The sequence below is a fragment of the Lysinibacillus sp. G1-3 genome, assembly GCF_056322905.1.
Window position 1 is genome coordinate 133288 of the sequence record NZ_JBWHYQ010000012.1, and the last position, 18598, is coordinate 151885.

The 18598-nt window shown below is 33.6% G+C and carries 21 protein-coding genes and 1 pseudogene; 17 read left to right on the plus strand and 5 right to left on the minus strand.

The window, feature by feature from the left end; genetic code table 11:
• Positions 1–179 precede the first annotated feature (179 nt).
• From ACVYAD_RS14600 to ACVYAD_RS14610, 3 genes are all read left to right on the plus strand, one after another.
• Positions 180–728 carry a PadR family transcriptional regulator gene (locus ACVYAD_RS14600; protein WP_476426946.1) on the plus strand — a complete coding sequence of 183 codons (549 nt, stop codon included), beginning with the start codon at positions 180–182 and terminating at the stop codon, positions 726–728.
• 64 nt (positions 729–792) lie between these two features.
• On the plus strand, positions 793–1488 hold the full coding sequence (locus tag ACVYAD_RS14605) for an ABC transporter ATP-binding protein (protein ID WP_349658165.1): 696 nt from the start codon (positions 793–795) through the stop codon (positions 1486–1488).
• 11 nt (positions 1489–1499) lie between these two features.
• Positions 1500–2210, plus strand: coding sequence for an ABC transporter permease (locus tag ACVYAD_RS14610; RefSeq protein ID WP_476426947.1), 711 nt, complete (start codon positions 1500–1502; stop codon positions 2208–2210).
• A 183-nt stretch (positions 2211–2393) separates the two neighbouring features.
• Here the strand turns inward: ACVYAD_RS14610 and ACVYAD_RS14615 are convergent, their stop codons facing one another.
• Positions 2394–3593 carry an alpha/beta hydrolase fold domain-containing protein gene (locus ACVYAD_RS14615; protein WP_476426948.1) on the minus strand — a complete coding sequence of 400 codons (1200 nt, stop codon included), beginning with the start codon at positions 3591–3593 and terminating at the stop codon, positions 2394–2396.
• Positions 3594–3996: 403 nt separating this feature from the next.
• Here ACVYAD_RS14615 and ACVYAD_RS14620 point away from each other — a divergent pair, with 403 nt between their 5' ends.
• Complete coding sequence (locus tag ACVYAD_RS14620) at positions 3997–4422, plus strand: VOC family protein (RefSeq protein ID WP_476426949.1); 426 nt, start codon at positions 3997–3999, stop codon at positions 4420–4422.
• On the plus strand, positions 4415–4792 hold the full coding sequence (locus tag ACVYAD_RS14625) for a VOC family protein (protein ID WP_476426950.1): 378 nt from the start codon (positions 4415–4417) through the stop codon (positions 4790–4792). Before ACVYAD_RS14620 ends, ACVYAD_RS14625 begins: the two co-directional genes overlap by 8 nt.
• Positions 4793–5246: 454 nt before the next feature.
• Here ACVYAD_RS14625 and ACVYAD_RS14630 read toward each other — a convergent pair whose 3' ends face one another.
• The 3 genes and pseudogenes from ACVYAD_RS14630 to ACVYAD_RS14640 form a co-directional block, all read right to left on the minus strand.
• On the minus strand, positions 5247–6161 hold the full coding sequence (locus tag ACVYAD_RS14630; RefSeq protein WP_476426951.1) for a class I SAM-dependent methyltransferase: 915 nt from the start codon (positions 6159–6161) through the stop codon (positions 5247–5249).
• A gap of 111 nt (positions 6162–6272) precedes the next feature.
• On the minus strand, positions 6273–6413 hold the full coding sequence (locus ACVYAD_RS14635; RefSeq protein ID WP_476426992.1) for a hypothetical protein: 141 nt from the start codon (positions 6411–6413) through the stop codon (positions 6273–6275).
• Positions 6395–6994: pseudogene (locus ACVYAD_RS14640) on the minus strand (DUF421 domain-containing protein). Before ACVYAD_RS14640 ends, ACVYAD_RS14635 begins: the two are co-directional and overlap by 19 nt.
• Positions 6995–7249: 255 nt before the next feature.
• Here ACVYAD_RS14640 and ACVYAD_RS14645 point away from each other — a divergent pair.
• The 9 genes from ACVYAD_RS14645 (at position 7250) to ACVYAD_RS14685 (ending at position 14210) form a co-directional block, all read left to right on the plus strand.
• Entirely contained in the window at positions 7250–8062 is an 813-nt protein-coding gene (locus tag ACVYAD_RS14645; protein ID WP_476426952.1) for an aminoglycoside adenylyltransferase domain-containing protein, read from the plus strand.
• A 307-nt stretch (positions 8063–8369) separates the two neighbouring features.
• The gene (locus tag ACVYAD_RS14650; RefSeq protein WP_476426953.1) at positions 8370–8927 is read left to right on the plus strand and encodes a cysteine hydrolase family protein; all 558 of its coding nucleotides are present in this window, start codon (positions 8370–8372) and stop codon (positions 8925–8927) included.
• Between the two features lie 136 nt (positions 8928–9063).
• Positions 9064–9636 carry a DUF1697 domain-containing protein gene (locus tag ACVYAD_RS14655; protein WP_476426954.1) on the plus strand — a complete coding sequence of 191 codons (573 nt, stop codon included), beginning with the start codon at positions 9064–9066 and terminating at the stop codon, positions 9634–9636.
• A 379-nt stretch (positions 9637–10015) separates the two neighbouring features.
• Positions 10016–10336 carry an ArsR/SmtB family transcription factor gene (locus ACVYAD_RS14660; RefSeq protein WP_476426955.1) on the plus strand — a complete coding sequence of 107 codons (321 nt, stop codon included), beginning with the start codon at positions 10016–10018 and terminating at the stop codon, positions 10334–10336.
• Between the two features lie 83 nt (positions 10337–10419).
• Positions 10420–11367 (plus strand): DMT family transporter, encoded by a 948-nt coding sequence (locus ACVYAD_RS14665; RefSeq protein WP_476426956.1) that lies wholly within the window; start codon positions 10420–10422, stop codon positions 11365–11367.
• 687 nt (positions 11368–12054) lie between these two features.
• Positions 12055–12606 carry a collagen-like protein gene (locus ACVYAD_RS14670; RefSeq protein WP_476426957.1) on the plus strand — a complete coding sequence of 184 codons (552 nt, stop codon included), beginning with the start codon at positions 12055–12057 and terminating at the stop codon, positions 12604–12606.
• Positions 12607–12670: 64 nt separating this feature from the next.
• On the plus strand, positions 12671–12970 hold the full coding sequence (locus ACVYAD_RS14675; RefSeq protein ID WP_476426958.1) for a hypothetical protein: 300 nt from the start codon (positions 12671–12673) through the stop codon (positions 12968–12970).
• Positions 12971–13124: 154 nt separating this feature from the next.
• On the plus strand, positions 13125–13868 hold the full coding sequence (locus ACVYAD_RS14680; RefSeq protein WP_476426959.1) for an amidohydrolase family protein: 744 nt from the start codon (positions 13125–13127) through the stop codon (positions 13866–13868).
• 135 nt (positions 13869–14003) lie between these two features.
• Positions 14004–14210 (plus strand): hypothetical protein, encoded by a 207-nt coding sequence (locus tag ACVYAD_RS14685; protein WP_476426960.1) that lies wholly within the window; start codon positions 14004–14006, stop codon positions 14208–14210.
• A gap of 99 nt (positions 14211–14309) precedes the next feature.
• Here the strand turns inward: ACVYAD_RS14685 and ACVYAD_RS14690 are convergent, their stop codons facing one another.
• Positions 14310–15224, minus strand: coding sequence for a DMT family transporter (locus tag ACVYAD_RS14690; RefSeq protein ID WP_476426988.1), 915 nt, complete (start codon positions 15222–15224; stop codon positions 14310–14312).
• Between the two features lie 127 nt (positions 15225–15351).
• Here ACVYAD_RS14690 and ACVYAD_RS14695 point away from each other — a divergent pair, with 127 nt between their 5' ends.
• From ACVYAD_RS14695 to ACVYAD_RS14705, 3 genes are all read left to right on the plus strand, one after another.
• Positions 15352–16761, plus strand: a complete 1410-nt coding sequence (locus ACVYAD_RS14695; protein WP_476426961.1) for an aminotransferase-like domain-containing protein — start codon at positions 15352–15354, stop codon at positions 16759–16761.
• Positions 16762–16780: 19 nt separating this feature from the next.
• On the plus strand, positions 16781–17407 hold the full coding sequence (locus tag ACVYAD_RS14700) for a DUF3267 domain-containing protein (protein ID WP_476426962.1): 627 nt from the start codon (positions 16781–16783) through the stop codon (positions 17405–17407).
• A gap of 362 nt (positions 17408–17769) precedes the next feature.
• Positions 17770–18579, plus strand: a complete 810-nt coding sequence (locus ACVYAD_RS14705) for a hypothetical protein (RefSeq protein ID WP_476426963.1) — start codon at positions 17770–17772, stop codon at positions 18577–18579.
• The last annotated feature ends 19 nt before the right edge of the window (positions 18580–18598 follow it).

An 18598-nucleotide genomic window follows, 5' to 3' on the forward strand; every position in this document is an offset into this window, starting at 1 on the left:
CTTGAATTGGTACATGCCCCTTTGATGGCGCAATATAAATTATTCTATCATAAAATACTTTATTATAGCGAATTTAGATTTTTACAACATTTCAAAAATAATTATAAAGACAATTGACAAAAAAATCGAGAAACGGTATATTCAACTTATTCAACGTTGAATATAAAAAGGTGATTATTATGACAAGGCTATTAGTTCTTGCTATGTTGGGGCTAAAACCAATGACTGGCTATGATATTAAAGTAATGCTTGAATTAAATGACGCAGAACGATGGGGTGGTGTGCTAATCGGCTCGATCTATAATGCTTTAAAGAAGCTTGAAAAAGATGGCTATATAGAGGTAGCTAGTATAGAATCCACAGGTCATAGACAAAAAGCAATTTACCAAATTACTGAAAAGGGCAGGGAGCATGAGCAAGAATTAATTATCGAGGCGCTTGAAAAATCCTCTGTAGTTTATCCTACAACTTTGTATTCTGGTGTATCCTTTGCGTTTAAACTGCCAAAAGCTAAAGCTGTGGAAGCATTAGAAAAGCAGAAAAAAATTTTAGAGCAAGAAGAGCAGGCTATCAATGCTGGTTATGAGGCGAAATTAATTGCCATGCAAGGAGAATTACCGGAATTAACACAACTAGCATTTGATAATATGCTAGAAATTGTGAAAGTGCAGTCAAAATTTGTACATCAAGCTATTAATATTATGAAAAAAAATAACTCCCTCGAATGAGGGAGTTAAAAAATAGCTATATGTTCAACGTTGAATATACAACGATAAATAAAGGGGAGAAAATATGAAGAAGTTAATTAACGCTAGTCAATTAATGAAAAGTTATAAAACTAGATGTGTCGTTGATCATATAGATGTTGATATTAATGAGGGGGAGATAGTAGCTTTAGTGGGCACAAATGGTGCTGGTAAAACAACAACTATCGGTATGCTTCTTGGCATTATTCCTCAGGACAGTGGAACAATTAAATACTGGACATCTGATTACAAAAAGGAAATAGGTACGCAACTTCAAACAACACCTTTTTTCGAAGGCTATTCTGTAGAGGATAATCTGAAATTATTTGCTGCATTTTATGGAGTTTCGCTAACAAAAATGCTGATAGATGAAAAACTTGCAGCTTTTGATCTATTGCAGGTGAAAAAAATGCCTGCAATTAAACTGTCATTAGGACAGCAAAAGCGCCTGGCAATTATCGTGACAACTTTGCATAATCCTAAACTTGTGATTTTGGATGAACCTTCTGCAGGGTTAGATCCAAGAGGACAGCGAGAAATTCAACAAATCATTAAACGTTTAAAAGATAGCGGGGTTGCCGTCTTATTTTCTTCCCACGATATGTTGGAGGTAATGAACGTGGCTGACAGAGTGTTGATGATGCATCATGGAAAAATAATTGCAAATGGTTCACCTGATAGTTTAATGGAGCACTACCAAACTCAAAATTTAGAAGAATTATTTTTTGAATTAACAATGTGAGGAGCGAGAAAATGAAGGCTGTTTTCGTATTAAATTTGAAATCGAGTATAAAAGATATGTATTTACTATTTTGGTCAATATTAATGCCATTTGCTGCGATAATTGCGCTAAGGTTATTTGTACCGAACTATGCAGCAAATTATGTAGAAGGAATCATTGCCGTGAGTGTATTTTTTTATTCGTTTATGACCACTGCTTTTATAGCGTTATCGCAAAGAAAAAGAGGTGTTTATAATTTACTTCACGCTACGCCTATGCCTTTATGGAAATATATCATTAGTATTTCAAGTTCGTGGGCAATAGTTGCCATTATCTTATCTTATATAGTGCTTTTATTTTCTATCGTTATCAATCGTCTAGATGTATCTTTTAATATCTTCTTATATATGACACCGATTATTCTAATAGCCTCATTAGGTTTTGTTTTTTTAAGCTTTTTAATATCAAGTCTCGTGAAAAACGAGGGACATTTAAGTATGACTGCCAATGTACTGATGATACCAATGTTACTTTGTAGCAATGCATTTTTTACAATGGAAAAGGCGCCAAGCTTTATAAAATATATTAGTCTGATAAATCCATTTGAATGGTTTTTAAATGGGATTAAAGCTGCATTTATAAATAATTTTAGTACATGGGGAGAATCTTTACTCCTTTTAATAGGATGCTTAGCATTGACACTTATTATTTCATTAAAAACTTTCAAGTATAGTGACCAATAATTGTTCAAAGCAAAGTATAGTTAAATGTAAAAAAAGAAGGGCCAGAACTCGAGGTGGAGTTTGGTCCTTTGGGTAATTTGCTTCAACAACTTGGTGGTGAAAGTCCACTACAGGTAGGTTACTTCATTACGTTTTTTGCTTAACAGGGGCCACTATAATTATTAAATCAATTTTTTTAGCATGTTATTTGTTATATTTCTGAAGGAATGTCTTGAGCTTCTCGTACGTAATTTGGGTATTCAAACTACCTAGTACTCCATCATAAACATGTTCAGCTTTCGGAAGATAATAGATCTCATGATGAACATGATTCATAGAAAGTTCCTTGCCCAATATTTTAGCTTGTTCTGTTGGGACAAGACTGTCGCTCGTGCCTAAAAACATAATGGTAGGTGGTGTGTGCCCCCCGATATAATTGATAGGAGAAAGCTTTTGATAACGATCAGGAAATTGTGAAGGTGTGCCCCTTATATACTCTTTCATAACATTTTGCACATAGCCTGGACTAGGATTATTCTCATAAAATTTTGTCATATCTGACGGTCCATAAAAGTTTATCACTGTATTAATAGGTACTGATGGTACATTGGTGGACGGTGGTAAAGTTGTGTCTCCCATACTATAAGCAGCGAGCATAGCTAGATTTCCACCTGCTGAATCACCCATTAAGTTTATTTTTTTAGGATCAATTTTATAAGTATCCGCATGTTCTACTACCCACCCTATTGCTGATTTCACATCAGCTACCTCATCTTTCCATCCTGCTTGGGGAGGCATGCGATAGTCTATATCAAAAACAGTAAATCCTAATTCACTTAACCATTGATTTAAATATGGGGCACTCGCTTTACTGCCCTCAACCCATCCACCACCATGTACCTTTATAACAGCTGGGGTACGTGTGTTTTCCAATTTTTCATTAGCTGGCCACACATCAAGCTTTAACTCAACGCCATCTGTAGTTTTTCCAAATATAATATCTTTTGTAAACTTTGATGATATTTCTGTTTTGTAAAAAAAGTGAGAGTAAAGTGAAACGTGAACATTTTCTTTTTTAGCATAGTTCTTCATTTCTATAATTGGCTCCACAGTTAGAAATATATTTATTAGCAAGAGCGAAATCAACATGAATTGAGCGATTTTAGCTTTCTGCCATAAAGCAAGTATTAATAGTAAAATGATAAAAAATGTAAATATTAATAAAAACCATGGAGTGTACAATGCAAGCGCTCCAAGGAAACCAATTACACTAAGAATATTAGTTGTATGAAAAATGGCATACGTTATCATGGCGGTAAGAAGTGTTAGTATTACTGAAATGCCTGTTAATAGCCACTGCAAAAAACCTTTAGGGCGCCATAAGGTTATTTTTTTTTGCTCCATATTTCAAAAATCCTCCAAAAGAATATATTTTATCTCCGACAGCACACATCTTTCTATGGATCAAATACACTTGGATATTAAAGTGCCTTATATAATTCTCTTTCTATATAATATATATAGAATCAATTTTTTATTTGTAAAGTTAATCTACAAAAGTTAATCTACAGAGGAGGGAATAATCATTCGAGTCAATGTATGGGGAGAATCTATACTGTTTTTATTAGGTTCGCTTACTTTGACACTTATCATTTCATAATGACCAGAACTCGAAATTGAGTCTGGCCGTTTTAGACTGTAATCCAAATTTAGCATTTTGTGAGGACAAAATTGTAACATAGGCTTAAAAGGAATATAAAGGAAGAGGATAGAATAATTTACTTGAGACATTGGAGAGGGTGAGTAGATGTGTGAAAAGTTAATTAGAATAGGAACGACATATATTCCAGTCAGCAATGTAGAACGGTCATGTGAATGGTATGTAAGTAAATTGGGTGCAGAACGCTGTTACCAGGATAATGATAAGGCGATTGTTAATTTTGCCAATCAAAGTTTTTTTCTTGTTAAATCCATGAACAATCAAAGCTCTAATTTCATTGATGGCTATGGGGAAGAACATTTTTCAATAACCTTTGAGGTGGATGGATTAAGTGCATTGGAGACTATTCGAAAAGGTTTTATCGATAAAGGAATTAAAGTTGGAAAAGTTGAGAATAGGGGCCATACGGGAAGAAATTTTGTTTTTTATGATGTAGACGGAAATAAGTTTGATGTGTGGAGTGAGCTGAGCCCTATTTTTAAAGAAAATTACAAGGAGGGAAAATATGAGTAAACCTATATTGAAAGGTGTAGAAGCGATATTTATTCCAATTAAGAACCCCGACCTATCTGCAAAATGGTATGAGGAGAAACTTGGGTTTTCACTTCTGTATTTAGAAGAAGGCGCTGCAGTAATGAAAATTGATGCAGAATCTCAAACTGTTGTTTGTTTAGTAAAAGCAAAAAATCATATACCACTAAATTTCCCAGATAATAATTTTGGGGTAGGGAAGTTCTTTAATTTTATTACGCATAACATTGAAGAAACATACCGATCATTAATTGAAAAGAATGTTAAAGTTAATAAAATAGATGGAGAAGGTGAGACGAAATTTTTTACCTTTTATGATCCAGACGGAAATCCATTGGGAGTTTGTCAATAAACTATATAGAAACACTATTAATTGAATAGTAAATTTATAGAGGGTCACCTATAATAATAAGTGACCCTTAGTAACAAAGCTTGGGAGGTGTAAGACTAAACCATCTTACATTACTAAAATATGATACGATGTTATTCTTGCATAGTTAATTGCCTGTGAAATATTCAGAAAATATCGATAATTATTTTTGTAGGCATAAACGCTGCGGGATTTAAGTGTTCAGATTCTATCACGATGCCAGTTAAACTTCTTTATGTCTTTGTTTCACGCCTTTCCCCCTTACCACATAAAACTGCAATTTCAGGATGGATTGCACAATATTGCACCGTTCATATCTTACATATCGTTCACCTTCTAAAATAAAAACAGCAAGGAAACCGCCGCCTGATGGTGCAATAACACTGTTTTCTTTAGAAAATCGATTAAATTGTATTTGATTCTTCCGAAATTTTACTTATTTTTTCACAGCGTGAATGTAGTGAATTGTTTCAAAGGCTGTTAAATAATCTTCTCGATTGTTAAAATAAAGTTCATTAATTGTATTTGGAGATAAATGCTCATAAATTAGCAAGCCTGAGTTTTCTAACATTTTTTCCATTTCTTTATAAGTAAAACATGATTTCATTGGTTCACCACTAGCTGCAGCCATTTTCACCATATTATCTACTCGATTTGAAATTCCTTTTTCAGTAAATAATTTTTCATCTGCATAATCTAATACGATGGAACTTCCAGACGGTACATTGGCAAACAAATGATTAAGTAAGCTTGACGTTTCCTCTTTCGTTAAATAATAGGAAACACCTAGTAGACTAAAGAACGTTTTTTTATTGTCAAAGCCGTTATCCATTAGATGTTGATAGGAAAACTTTTTTGTGAAATCCATCGAAATGTAATGTACATTACTTGGAAGCGTTATTTCAACTTCAGTCAATCTTTTCTTTTTAAACTCCTGTGTTGCAGGGTGATCAATTTCAAAGATTTCTAAAATGTTTTCAAATTCAGGGTGTCTTAAGCTAAATGTGTCTAATCCTGCTCCGAGTATGACATATTGCTGTAAACCTAACATGACTTCATTGTGCACAACTTTTTCACAATATGCTGCACGTGCCAAGGGAGTAGGGGAGAGTTGAGTTTGCACAATCCATTTTAAGAGCTCTTCATTTTGTCCATTTAGTTTTTCTGCAATTTCTTTGTTAAAAAACTGGATGCCTTGAATCATGTTTGTTTGAATGTCTTGGAACTCTTGTTGTGTGATTAACTCTTTTGCTAGATAGTCATCAAAAATTTTAAGGGTATCGAATTGACTATGATAAGCTCTACTAAAAGCTGAGATTAATGAAGTTAAACTGGATTCACCTTTGTTCATTCAAATACACTCCTTCAAAAAAAATAGGATTCCCCTGGCCAGGAGAATCCTATTGTACAAATAAATATAATAAAAGTAAATTATTGCATAAAAAAATTTTTTTGTCAAGTTTTAGGCGCTCGGAAGCAATTGAATAAGTAACTCTTCTAAATCAATTTTTTGTATAAATATGTTTCCGTCTGGTTGAATTTCTGCATATAAAACTTTTTGGATTGTTTTAACATTTGCCTTATTTAATTCATATCTAGCCAATCTCTACTTTTTCCAACTTCCAGTAAATTTCGTGGCAATAGCTTCCCATCTGTGATGATTTCAAGAGGGATAAAAGCCGGAACTAAAGGATAGATTTTTAAATCAGTCTTTTGGGTGTTTTGAAATTCAGGCTTTTTCAAAATACTAAGCATGCCATTTGGTTCTAAAATAGGATAGTCAATTTCTGTAATAGAGAAAATTTGTTACTGTCTAATCATCATCGTAAGGTCATCAATATTTATTTTTGTGCTTGCTAAAGCTGCTCTATCTATTTTTCCTTTTTTAATAACAATGGTCGGTTGTCCATCAAGTATTACTCTTGCTTTTCCGGATTTTAGAGCGATGTAACTAATTAAACTAGTAAGCGCGCACCAAACAATTAAGCTTACTAAAAATTTTGTGAATAGAATTGTTTTTAAAATTACCATATTGGCTGCAATAGAACCAATTGTAATACCAGTTACGTAGTTAAAGAAGGTTAAGTGACTTAGTTGTTTTTTACCTAAAAACCTCGTAAGTGTAAGCAGGACAAAAAAAGTAATAATTGTTTGAACAACTATTTGTAAATAACTTGAAAACAAATTTTCCCACCCCTTATTTAATCATTAGAATACCCAATGAATTTTTAAAAGATACTCCATATTGGCTCTTTATCAAAACGTAGGGGTGATTTCCGTTTCGACAGCGGCTTTTCTATGGACGTCCAGTAGGAGCGAAGATCAAACGGGCAAAGTTTGAAAAAATTTCATCTCTGATAATCACTTTATTATCAATAATTGTAAATCAGGTAGTCGTTTTGGTAATATAAGTATTATTTGATGAAAAGGAGAGTTTTTATGGATTCTAGAATTCCTATTCCGGTTCAAACAGTTATAAATGAATATTTGACCTTATTTCAAAATAAAATGCCGAATATAATGGAAGGGTTCTATTTACATGGTTCAATTGCTCTTAACGCTTACATAAACGGGTCTAGTGATATCGATTTTATTACAGTTGTAAACAGAACCTTAACTGAAGAAGATGCGAAAGTGATATCCGACCTTCACAAAGAATTAAATCGAAAATATAAGGAAATAGGGATGGATGGAAGTTATATTCTATTTGGGGATGTCGGAAAGAAACAGAGTGTGGTTAAAGGGTGTCTAAAGGTAAATGAAGGCAAAACAAATTGGACTAATGATGATATTAACCCAATTACTTGGTGGGTTTTAAAAAATAAAGGGATTACCGTTTTAGGGCCGGATATAGCAACCTCTAACTTTAGTGTAGATGAAAGAGTGCTGGTTGATTATGTTTTGCAAAACATGAACAGTTATTGGGCGAATAGATTGAAAACGATGGAAAAATATAAAACTATGGCATTTGTGATACCAAAAAAATTAGTTGATGAAGAAGTAGAATGGTCAATTACTGGGATGTTACGACAATTTTACACATTAACAGAAAATGATATTGTTTCAAAAGTAGATGCATGTAAATTTGCTATACATCATTTACCTGAGGAATTTCATGAAATTATTAACGAAGCTATTAGTATTCGAGAAGGTTCAAATATACGTTATTATAATTCGAAAAAACAACGCATTGATGATACGGTTCAATGTATGACATACATACTAAATCATTGTAATAGTATGAAGATTTAAGTGAGATGTGGCTCATGATCAAAGTTGAAGGATGACATTTGTTAAAACTGAATAGAGTGGAGACCGACGCCCTCTGGAAAGCGCACAGTAGAAACAACCAGACGTTTTGGTGATGAGCATGAGAAGTTCCATTTTATCAGCTGTTACCTTTTTGGAATAAATGGTAAAATTAATTAGTCTTAAATGACAAATTCATTTAGGGGGTAGATAGTATGGATAAAAATTATGTTAGCGTGATAAACAAAAAGGGGAAACCGTCTAACTAATAATTATATAGCGTTTTCTCAGATTGAAAGGGGAAAATTATTTGAATCAGGCGTTACTTATTATTGATGCTCAGCAAGAATTATTGGATGGTAATGAGAAAGAAAAAGCTGTTTTTAATAAAGAACAACTTATTAGAACTATCAATTTAGTCATTGATAAAGCAAGGAATTCCAATGTTCCAGTTGCATTTGTAAGAGATCTTGATGTTGCGGAAGGTAAAGGAAAAGGATTCGAAATTCATAATGGCATTAAAGTTCCTCATGAAGCAAAGATTTTCGATAAAAAAGCAACGAATTGCTTCCATGGGACTGACTTGCTAAATCATTTGCAATCTCTAAAAGTTTCACATGTTGTTGTGATGGGCTGTTCGACGCAGCACTGCATTGATAGTGCAGTAAGAACTGCGACTATTAGTGGTTTGGATGTCACGTTAGTTGGGGATGGGCATTCAACTGTGGACAATGATGTTTTGAGTGCTGAACATATTATCAAGCATCATAATCATACATTGCATGGTCATTACAATGTTGATCACTTTTCTGTTGTTCGAAATTCAGAAGAAGATTTGTTTCAACCTACACATGATTCTTATCGATAAGAAAAAATGTATATGGACACTCATTATGGGTGTCTTTTCTTTTTTCTTCAAATTAATATTGATTCTTGTGGATAAGCCTTTGAAGCAAGATAGGGCTTTTATTAGTAAATAAAGAGTAAATAGAAAGGCAGATAGTATGACTATATATATTGCATTACTTAGAGGAATTAATGTAGGTGGGCATAATAAAATAATCATGGTAGAATTAAGAAATTCTCTTCAGCAATTAGGATTACATAATGTGAAGACATATATTCAAAGTGGAAACATCCTTTTCAATTCAGATGAAACCGAGGAGCTTTTACAAACGAAAATTCACGATAAAATTAAAGATGATTTTGGGGTATCTAGCGTTGTTGTCATTAGGACGGCAGAGGAATTACAGCAAATTATTAGTCAAACTCCTTTTTCAGATCAGGAGATTTCAGAAGCGGATCGTACATGTAAAGGGGAATCTTTGCATGTTGCTTTATTGCCGACAGCTCCTTCAAAAGTCAATAGTGACAAGTTTTTATCCTATGCAAACGAAAGAGAACTCAGTGTCATAAACGGAAGGGATGTATATCTTTTATTTTATGACAGCATTCGAAATTCCAAACTAGGCAATAATCTAAAAAAGTTTGAGATTCCAGCAACTGTCCGTAATTGGAAAACGCTCATGAAGCTTTCGAGTATGGCCGAAGAAGTCAAACATATGAAGAGTGAATAAGAATAAAAGTTCCATATAAAAGCTAATAACATGATTTTCCTAGCGACAAATAAGTTCGATTTGAGTGCCTAGCGTTAACTATATAACAAAAATCGAAAAAAGTTCACAGTTTGTTTAGACATAAATAGAATAATATGGTAAACTAGTGATGTCATGGTTAACAAATGAACACGCATAAAGAAAGCTAGGTATTCACAATTTTTTTGTGGACCTAGCTTTTTTCGTTTAGATAAAAGAAGCTTTTTAAAAGATTTATCGCTGTATCCATTTAGAAGCAATTATCTATAAGGTTTTAAGTGAAAATAAAGAGTAACTTGACAAATTATGTTTTTTAATTAAAAATAATTATGTTTAAAAATTTAAACATAGGGGAGGTATTATGGGAAATTTTAATTGCGATAACAAAGAGCAAGTTCTAGAGAAGTTTAAATTATCAACCCCCATTTTTCAAGCACTTGGTGATGTAAATCGTCAACAAATCATCATGCTTTTACTGACACATGATAGCTTAAATGTAAATCAATTAACAGAAAGAATAGAGCTTTCTAGACCAGCTGTATCCCATCATTTAAAAATTTTAAGACAAGCAGGTTTAATTACTTTTAACCGAAATGGAAATGAAAAATATTATTCATTGAGTTCTAATGAGTTTCTAAAACAAATCAAAGAGTTAATTCAATCTATTGAACAAAGCTATTGATTTGTTCTTTTTTATAATTACAGTTCATATGTTTAAACTTTTAAACGTACGAACTATGTTCGGAATATTAGGAGGATTAAATAATGAAGAGTAAGAACAAAAATCAATCAAAAAATATTTACTTATTAATGTTGCTCGTGCCTTTGTTTTGGGGTGGAGCATTTGCGACAGCGAAGCATGTCATTACGGAAGTTCCACCACTTGTTGCAGCTACGCTACGTTTCGGCATAACAGGAATAATACTCGTTTCAATCATAACAATTCAGAAAGAATGGCAGTGGCAAGTAATCCGAGATAGATGGAAAGGTTTGTTATTTATTGGCTTTATTGGAATTTTCGGTTACAATGCTTTCTTTTTTACAGCATTGAAGTATACCTCTGCGACAAACGGTGCGTTAATTATAGCTGCAATGCCTGTATTCACTATGCTAGGGGCCGTTACGTTAGGTAAAGAAAAATGGAATAATAAAGCTGGAGCAGGTTTAGCTATATCGATGATTGGAGTAATTATTGTTATTGTCAAAGGGTCACTTTCTGATTTGTTTTCTCTTTCTTTTAACTTAGGAGATTTTCTTTTTGTTGGGGCTCTTTTATGCGGAGTTATTTATGCACTAATGGGTGAATCTATGCTTAAAGGCATACCAGTGATGTTATCGAATACTATGATGATGTTATCTGGGGCTGTTTTCTTAGCAATCAGTACAGTATTTGAAGGCGGTTGGGGTCAAGTAGTCAATATGTCAATTCAAAGTTGGATTGAAATGTTTTATATGGTTGTATGTGGGACATTGATTGGCTATGTTATTTTTAATAAGGGTGTAGAGAGCCTAGGAGGTAGTAAAGCGAGCTTATATTTAAACTTGACGCCAATTGTAGCAACATTGCTTGCGGTAATTGTGTATGGTAGCTCAATTACGTTGATACAAATCGTTGGGATGGTAATGGTGCTGGTAGGTGTTTATATTGCTACTAATAAAACTAATAACGTATTCAGTACACAGTCAGATGAAAGTATAATAAAGAATACATAATCCTTTTGAATTGGGGAAAGAAACATAATACTTCTGGGTTAACAAATAAACTGACCAATGCTTTATGTAGAACGATGTGGTATTCAATAAATATAAGCTTTTCAATGTCATAAGGTAAACTGTTATAAGATACCAGATACTCTTTAATTTTAGCTATGTATTTTTTAAAAAGTAAAGCTATATTGAACTGCACCTAAATTATTAGTAAGTTTCTAACAATTGGGCTGCAATTTATGTTGATAATACTTACAAGAAATTTTTAAATAAATAGATTTTTAAGGAATAAGAAAGAAAAAGAGATGATCGATTCGTACAATTAAGTACATGAAAGTGCTCGTTTCGAGAAAAGTTTGACTTTACTTATAGCGAAGGCTGTGAGGGGGAGGGTTTCCTTCATTGGTATTTATAAAAACAATTAATTACCAAGACAGAAAAACCGACGACCGACCAGCGCCCCATAATCGTGTCCGGGGCAAGACAACTTAGCCTGCTTATATTTTTTAAGAGATAAGGCATTGCCCTGGCTTACATGTTTTATTAAGAATAATATGTAAAAATACCCTTGTTCAAAAAATCGCTTAGTATAGTAGTCTTTTAATAAAATCTAATTTTTTCATACAGCTTTAGTAAAATTGTCTATTTCATTTGTCCCTTTATTGAATAATGTAAAAACAAGGAGGTGATAAAATGGGTTTTGATAGAAGCAAAAAGGAATTGACTAATAAAAGAATTAGTAGAATTCAGGAAGATTGCGAAGGAAGTTGTATAGAAAAAAATGGTCGTCAAGGACTACAAGTCCCGCAAGAACCTGTAGGTACGGGGCTTCCAGGGTCTGCTTATATTTATGATACAACTGCACAACCAGCTATTCCGAATAATGGCCAAGTTACTTTCAATACAAATGGTAATATTACTCCTGCAGGATTTGTAACACATGTACCAGGAACAGCGCCTATCATTATAAATCAAACCGGTACTTACCTTATTACCTATGAGGTGTTCGTTACAGGTGGCCCTAATGCGTTTGCTCTTTTCAATGGTAACAACCAAATAGCAGGTTCCAATTATGGAGACAATGCTGGTAACTCAACGAAAAATGGTCAAGTAATCACGACTTTAAATGCATTAGATGTTCTTACATTAAGAAATATTTATATCAACCCAATAGCTTTACTCAATGTAACTATTGGAAATGTTTCGGTTATCAGCGCTTCTATTGTTATTTTAAGATTAGCGTAATACGCTCCCCCATTAAGTAGACAGATTAAAAAATAAAATCGGTTTGCCAATGGGGAAGTTTTTTATGAGAAAATATAGCTTTTCAAATGAAGAAAAATTAGAGGTCCTAAATTTTTATGAAAATGGCCAATTCACTCTTAATGAGGTGGACGAATTATATATAGTTGATTCTAGAACGATCAAAGATTGGTTGAATATTTTTTTTGGAGAGGTTAGTCTTTATAGAAGTAGAAGTAAAAATCATAATACATACCCAAAAGAATTAAAGCGAGCAGCTGTTCAAGACTATATTTCAGGAAGCTATGGTTGCGGGTCTTCTGGCGTTAATTACATCTGGCAGCAATGCGCTAAGGTTTTATTATAAGGATTATTATTTTAGCTTAAGACATTTGCTGGAGGGATTCTCGCAGGACTTGTAATGGGTCTGTGTGATAAGAAAAAATTATAGGTATATATGAATAAATATAAATTTTATTTATGTACTATATTTGATAAAATATAAGAAAGGGGGCGGTAAGATGAAAATTTTTGATGCACACTTTCACATTATTGATTTTGATTTTCCGATTACTGAAAATCATGGGTATGTACCACCTAGTTATGTTGTAGGAGATTATCAAAAAGAAACAGCGACGTATCCTATTGTAGGTGGGGCAATTGTATCCGGTTCTTTTCAAGGTTTTGATCAATCATATTTAGTGAATGCTTTAGAGAAGATGGGATCTGCATTTTGTGGTGTTACACAGCTTCCATTTTCGGTTACAGATGATGAGATTATAGATTTACATAATAAAGGAGTATGCGCACTCCGATTCAATGTGAAGCGCGGCGGCTCCGAAGATTTATCGAAGCTCGATTACTTTGCGAGACGTGTATATGATTTAGCTGGCTGGCATAGTGAATTATATATTGACGCAAAAAATTTGCCTGAAATTGCACCAACAATTGAAAAATTACCGGCGATTTCAATTGATCATCTAGGACTCTCTGTGGAAGGCTTACCTCATTTATTGCGACTTGTAGAAAAAGGTGTACGAGTAAAGGCGACAGGTTTTGGTCGTGTAGAGCTCGATGTTGAACATGCGTTGAAATCTATTTTTGCTGTCAATCCCGAAGCGTTAATGTTCGGTACAGACTTGCCGTCCACACGAGCAAAAAGACCTTTTGCTTATGCAGATATTGAACTGATTCAAAAGTTGTTTGATTCCATGTCAGCAGAAAAAATTCTTTATCAAAACGCGATGAATTTTTATTTCAAGTGAGTTTTTAGATAGAAAACTTTTTTCTCCAGTTACTAGGATAGATTAAAAGGCGAATATGAATATTGGTTCTTTACAGATTATTGTTATACAAATGGATGGCTTTAATAAATAATAAAAACTATGGGGGTGCACCACATGAAACTTTTAGAAAGTAATTTCTTTATTTTTATTGTGGCTTTTGTAGTTGCTATAGCGTTTGTCAACCCACCTGTAATAAGTGATTTTAAAAGCATAATGTATGTTTCAACTTATTTTATTATTTTAGTTTCAGCGGGATTTGTGACAATAAAGCTTTTGTTTAAAATGTATGATTTAGCTGTTTTGAAATTAAGTAAAAACTGAATAATCAACTAAAAAAGTCAACTCAATATTTTTTAAGAGTTGACTTTTTGTTATGCTAAATCCATTTATTTGAACAAGAAGATAAAGTAAACAAGTCAGTTAGTTTAAACTTTGAGCGTTCTTAGTTTCTATTAAAATATCTTCTTTCTTTACGTTAGCAATAAATACACCTATTAAAGTAATTAAGCCGCCTGTTATGGAAGAAAAATGTGGAACCTCGCCAAGCCAAATCCAAGCGATAAGAAATGCAAAAACGGAGGTTAAATAAAGTGTGCTTGTTGCTTCAGCTGCTCCTGTTCGTGATGTAACATAGGCTAGCATAAAATAGGGAATGATTGTTGGGAAAATGCCGAGATACAAAGTGACGAATGTTGCATTTAACGGAGCGTCCATAATGGCTTCACCTAGGCCAGGCGAGAATAGCAACATAAAGATAGTACCTGACCAAATTGCGTACATCGTGAATGGAAAAGCCCCATATTTTTTTACATAACGACATTGAAAAACAAAGTATATACTTTCTGAAAGGGAGGCTACTAAAACTAGGATGATCCCCGTATTAAAAGCAAAGTCTCCGGTTGAACCTCCTACAGAAATAAATGCTACACCACAAAAACCAACAAGTGAACCAAGCCATCCCCATAACCCAAGCTTCTCACGAAAAAAGAATACAGCTAACAAGGCGGTGAATATAGGGGTTGTTGAAACAAGTAAACTTGCAACGCCAGCACTAATCGTTTGCTCCCCATAATTAAGTGCTACTTGATATACAGTGAATCCTAAAAAGCCAAGCAATAAAATAATTGGGATATCTTTTAGTGCAGGTAAAGGCGTTTTAGTAATAACTGCGATGATGATTAATACGAATGAGCCGACTAATAATCGTAGTAATGATATATGTTCGGGTGAATAAGCCGTCAATGCGACTCGGATTCCTGGAAAAGCTGATGCCCATAAAAGGATTGTTATGAAATGGGCAGAAATAATCTTTAAATCTAATCTTTTTAACATGATTACACCTCGTTTTACTTTCTTAATCCAACCAATTAAATTCTTATTTTCAATATTAATAGGATTTTGGTAAAATTTCTCCAACAGGTTAAAATGAAAAAAACCAACCAGTTCATTAAAGGGAGTACATATGAAAAAGCCAAAATATCAAGTGATTATTGATTTTATAAAAGAAAAAATTGCTAAAGGGGAGTGGCCGATTGGCAGTCCTATACCAAGCCAACGTAATCTGGCAAAACAGTTTGAGGTTAATCGGAGTACAGTTATAACAGCTTTAGAGGAACTAATGGCAGAAGGACTAATTGAAGGCAAAGTAGGGAAGGAAACGTTGGTCACCAATAATACTTGGACTTTGATGGGAGGGAAATTCTCGGCGAACTGGAATGAAAATGTCACTTTAGGAACGCATAAACCAAGCGTTTCCATTGTGCAGGAAATTAACGAAGCGGAATCGAATGCGAATCTTATTCAATTGAGTAAAGGGGAGTTATCACCAGAGATGTTCCCTTTAGAAGAGATGAAAGCCATTGTTCAAAAGGTTTCGAATCAATTGGCCTCTTTTGGCTATGAAGAGCCGAAAGGAAATATAAAATTACGCCAAGCCATTAGTGATTATTTAAAAGTAAGAGGAATCGAAGCATCTCCGTCGTCCATCCTTGTCGTTTCTGGTGCGCTTCAAGCTTTACATCTAATTTCAATTGGACTTCTGAAAAGAGGTTCATCGGTATTGTTGGAAATGCCTTCTTACCTTTACTCATTGACTGTTTTTGAGTCTGCTGGGATGGAGTTGCAAGGCTTAACGATGGATAATGAGGGGATCATTATAGATTCCATTTATCCGACTAATGAAAAGGGCAAGAATATTTTATATACGATTCCAACCTTCCACAATCCAACAGGCGCATTAATGCAAGAAGAGAGACGTCAGAAATTAATAGCATACTGTGAAAGAGAGCAACTGCCAGTTATAGAAGATGATGTGTACCGTGATTTATGGATTGACAATCCACCACCTAAACCACTGAAAGCAATGGACCATTACGGGAATGTATTGTATGTTGGAAGTTTATCCAAAACCCTTAGTCCAGGATTACGGATTGGGTGGGTAGTCGGTTCGGAGTCTGTCATTAATCGATTAGCAGATTTAAAAATGCAATCCGATTATGGATCAAGTACTCTTTCCCAGCTCGTGGCAGCAGAGTGGCTATCAAGTAATCTATATGAGGATCATCTTGATAAAGTAAGAGAACAACTTAACATTCGTAGAAAAATTGCTTTAGATGCACTGGATAAATATTTGAGTCCTTACGCTACGTGGGACATCCCAAAAGGTGGATTGTTCATATGGGTCAAAATAAAACCAGAATATAAAGTAAAAAGGCTGTTTGAGAAGTCGTTATCCAACAATATTCTTCTAAATCCTGGTAGTATTTATGCCGAAAAATCAGGATTATTTATACGAATTTCCTACGGGTATGCTTCACTCGAAGAAATTAAAGAAGGCATTTTCCAATTAAGTGAGATTATTAAAAATCAATAGATTGTAATGGAGGGGTAAAATGAAATTACTAAACAAATTACCGCAAAGTGACCCGAATTTACATGTAGAATTAATTGATAATGGCTGGATTCCTATGAAAGAACCTAAAAATTTAAGAAGTGCTATATTGTTATCGATCCCTTTAATGATGATCGCTTCAATGATTTCTATTGGGGTAATAAATATTTTCTCCAGTATTTCTTTGAATGATTTTGGGTTCTCAGAGGGTGCAATAATTATAACAATTAACTTTAGTATTATTTTGTGGATAGTCTTACTAATGATTATTCATGAATTACTTCATTTGATGTTCATTCCTAATTTTATGAAATCCGAAAAAACTTTTGTAGGGCTTACTCTGTTTGGGGCTTTTGTTATTACGGAAGAAGAGATTTTAAAATCAAGATATATCTTCATTACAGTTGCTCCTTTTATAATACTGTCAATAATTTTGCCACTAATTTTAAGTGTAGTTGGACTCTTGACAACGACATTAAAGTTCTTGGTTATACTAAACGCAATGGGATCTTCAGTTGATTTATTGAATCTTCTTCTTATAATGAAACAGGTACCGAATAACGCAACATTAACATGTAATGGACCGAATACTTATTGGAAAAAAGATCAGACTGAACAAATAAGATAAAGATTTCTTAAGTCATCTTAATAGGAATAATACCGATATAGAATACATATGAAAGAGGAGGGTGCAATGAAATCAGCCCGAATGTTTAGTATTTTAAATTTATTAGTTCATCACGAGAAAATCACGGTACAACAGAAGAGAAGATTCAAAAATGGTATGAATCCATAAAAATGGTTTTTGCGAAAATTAATTTATAGGTAGAAGGGCATTTGGAATTGACTTAACTTATAAAACGTTTTTTAAAATTTCTGTTCTTTTGACATACAGCTGACACACTTCATCGATATAGTGTAGATACAGCTTAGTTAAATCTAAGCTTAGGGGCAAAAATCCCGTTACACTAATTCAAGGAGTGAATAAAAATGAAAATAAGAAGTAAGATTTCGATTTATGCTATGACAGGAGCTTTATCATTAGGAATATTTGGCGGTACAACGATACCAACTCTCGCAGCTACAACTCAAAAGGAAACAGTTAAAGTAGAAAAATTCACAAATATAGATACTGAAACTCAACAAAAAGTTGATGAAATTTTAAACAATCTAAGGAATGAACTAGCTAACTTAGGGGTGTCATTACCTTCAAAACATACTGGAAAAGGCGATAAGTTCGCGAATTTAGATGATGAAACAAAAAAACAAGTGCAAGATATTATGAAACAGCTTAAAGACGGTTCCTTGACTCATGAGGAAGCGAATACAAAATTGAAAGACCTTGGAGTATCAATTCCCTCTCATAATGAAAAAGGTGGTAAATTCGCGAAATTAGATGATGGAACGAAAACAAAGGTACAAGAAATTATGAAACAAGTTAAAGAGGGTGCCTTAACTCAAGAGGAAGCGAACAAACAACTGAAAGACCTTGGAGTATCAATTCCGACCCATAATGGAAAAGGCGATAAATTCGCCAATTTAGATGATGAAACAAAAACAAAAGTACAAGAAATTATGAAACAAGTTAAAGAGGGTTCAATAACTCAAGAGGAAGCAAACAAACAACTGAAAGACTTTGGTGTATCGATTCCGACTCATAATGAAAAGGGCGGAAGATTCACGAATTTAGATGATGAAACAAAAGAAGAGGCTACCAAATTAATTGAGAAAGCAAAAAAACAAATGAAGGAACTAGGAGTTGAGTTCCCTACAGAAAAGTTTAATCAATTAATGGATTAACAATTTTTACGAGCAATAA

Bases quoted from the DNA above. Each gene is read 5' to 3' on its own strand.
- ACVYAD_RS14600 (WP_476426946.1), top strand. From the start codon at position 180: ATGACAAGGCTATTAGTTCTTGCTATGTTGGGGCTAAAACCAATGACT.
- ACVYAD_RS14605 (WP_349658165.1), top strand. From the start codon at position 793: ATGAAGAAGTTAATTAACGCTAGTCAATTAATGAAAAGTTATAAAACT.
- ACVYAD_RS14610 (WP_476426947.1), top strand. From the start codon at position 1,500: ATGAAGGCTGTTTTCGTATTAAATTTGAAATCGAGTATAAAAGATATG.
- ACVYAD_RS14615 (WP_476426948.1), bottom strand. From the start codon at position 3,593: ATGGAGCAAAAAAAAATAACCTTATGGCGCCCTAAAGGTTTTTTGCAG.
- ACVYAD_RS14620 (WP_476426949.1), top strand. From the start codon at position 3,997: ATGTGTGAAAAGTTAATTAGAATAGGAACGACATATATTCCAGTCAGC.
- ACVYAD_RS14625 (WP_476426950.1), top strand. From the start codon at position 4,415: ATGAGTAAACCTATATTGAAAGGTGTAGAAGCGATATTTATTCCAATT.
- ACVYAD_RS14630 (WP_476426951.1), bottom strand. From the start codon at position 6,161: ATGAACAAAGGTGAATCCAGTTTAACTTCATTAATCTCAGCTTTTAGT.
- ACVYAD_RS14645 (WP_476426952.1), top strand. From the start codon at position 7,250: ATGGATTCTAGAATTCCTATTCCGGTTCAAACAGTTATAAATGAATAT.
- ACVYAD_RS14655 (WP_476426954.1), top strand. From the start codon at position 9,064: ATGACTATATATATTGCATTACTTAGAGGAATTAATGTAGGTGGGCAT.
- ACVYAD_RS14660 (WP_476426955.1), top strand. From the start codon at position 10,016: ATGGGAAATTTTAATTGCGATAACAAAGAGCAAGTTCTAGAGAAGTTT.
- ACVYAD_RS14665 (WP_476426956.1), top strand. From the start codon at position 10,420: ATGAAGAGTAAGAACAAAAATCAATCAAAAAATATTTACTTATTAATG.
- ACVYAD_RS14670 (WP_476426957.1), top strand. From the start codon at position 12,055: ATGGGTTTTGATAGAAGCAAAAAGGAATTGACTAATAAAAGAATTAGT.
- ACVYAD_RS14675 (WP_476426958.1), top strand. From the start codon at position 12,671: ATGAGAAAATATAGCTTTTCAAATGAAGAAAAATTAGAGGTCCTAAAT.
- ACVYAD_RS14680 (WP_476426959.1), top strand. From the start codon at position 13,125: ATGAAAATTTTTGATGCACACTTTCACATTATTGATTTTGATTTTCCG.
- ACVYAD_RS14685 (WP_476426960.1), top strand. From the start codon at position 14,004: ATGAAACTTTTAGAAAGTAATTTCTTTATTTTTATTGTGGCTTTTGTA.
- ACVYAD_RS14695 (WP_476426961.1), top strand. From the start codon at position 15,352: ATGAAAAAGCCAAAATATCAAGTGATTATTGATTTTATAAAAGAAAAA.
- ACVYAD_RS14700 (WP_476426962.1), top strand. From the start codon at position 16,781: ATGAAATTACTAAACAAATTACCGCAAAGTGACCCGAATTTACATGTA.
- ACVYAD_RS14705 (WP_476426963.1), top strand. From the start codon at position 17,770: ATGAAAATAAGAAGTAAGATTTCGATTTATGCTATGACAGGAGCTTTA.